The organism is Formivibrio sp. oc-25, assembly GCF_055810895.1.
Genome location: NZ_JBVVOL010000092.1, coordinates 1 through 1,196 on the forward strand (window position 1 = coordinate 1; position 1,196 = coordinate 1,196).

The 1,196-nt window shown below is 61.6% G+C and carries 1 protein-coding gene; it reads left to right on the top strand.

All coding sequences use genetic code 11. The annotated features are described in order from the left end of the window. Positions 1–1,196 (top strand): PEP/pyruvate-binding domain-containing protein (locus AC0KVQ_RS16460; RefSeq protein ID WP_473422281.1); only part of this gene is annotated, 1,196 nt, incomplete at both ends.

The window sequence follows — 1,196 nt, forward strand, 5'->3', positions numbered from 1 at the left end:
TTCGACCAGGTGGTGTTCGTGACTTCCTCGTATGGTCTGGGCGAATCGGTGGTGCAGGGGCTGGTCAACCCGGATGAGTTCTACGTGCACAAGCCCACGCTGGCCGCCGGCCGCCCGGCAGTGATCCGGCGCACGCTCGGCAGCAAGCTTAGCCGCATGATCTACGACGACGAACCGGTTGCTGGCCGCTCGGTGATCAGCGTCGACACCCCGGAAAAACTCTCGCGCCAGTTCTCGCTGACCGATGCTGACGTATGCGAACTCGCCCGCTATGCCGTGATCATCGAACAACACTATGGCCGGCCGATGGACATCGAATGGGGCAAGGATGGCGAAGACGGCCAGCTCTATATCCTGCAGGCCCGCCCGGAAACGGTGAAATCGCAGGAAAGCAAGACCGATCGCCTGCAGCGTTTCCGCATGCTGGAAAGCGGCGAAGTGCTGACCGAAGGCCGCGCCATTGGCCAGAAGATCGGGGTGGGGCGCGTGCGCATCGTCAAGGCGCACCACGAAATGAAGAAGGTCAAACCGGGCGATGTACTGGTGGCCGACATCACCGACCCGGACTGGGAACCGGTGATGAAGCGCGCTGCCGCCATCATCACCAACCGCGGAGGCCGCACCTGCCACGCCGCCATCATCGCGCGTGAACTCGGCGTGCCTGCAGTGGTGGGCTGCGGCGATGCCACCAAAGTCTTGTATGACGGCGATCTGGTCACCGTCTCTTGCGCCGAGGGGGAAACCGGCAAGGTCTACGCCGGCGAAGTGAAATACGAATGCGTCGACTTGGCGCAACAAACGCTGCCGGAACTGCCGGTGAAGCTGATGATGAACGTCGGCAACCCCGAACTCGCGTTCGAATTCTGCCAACTGCCCAATCACGGTGTCGGCCTGGCGCGGACCGAATTCATCATCAACCGCATGATCGGCATTCACCCCAAAGCCTTGCTCGCCTGGCCGAATGTGCCGGCAGAGATCAAGCCGCAGATCGAAGCGCGTATTGCCGGCTACCCCTCGGCTGTTGACTTCTACGTGAGCAAGCTGGCAGAAGGCATTGCCACGCTGGCGGCTGCCTTCTGGCCGAAGAAAGTGATCGTGCGCATGTCGGATTTCAAATCGAACGAATACGCCAACCTGCTGGGTGGCAACGCGTACGAACCGCATGAAGAGAACCCGATGATCGGCTTCCGCGGTGC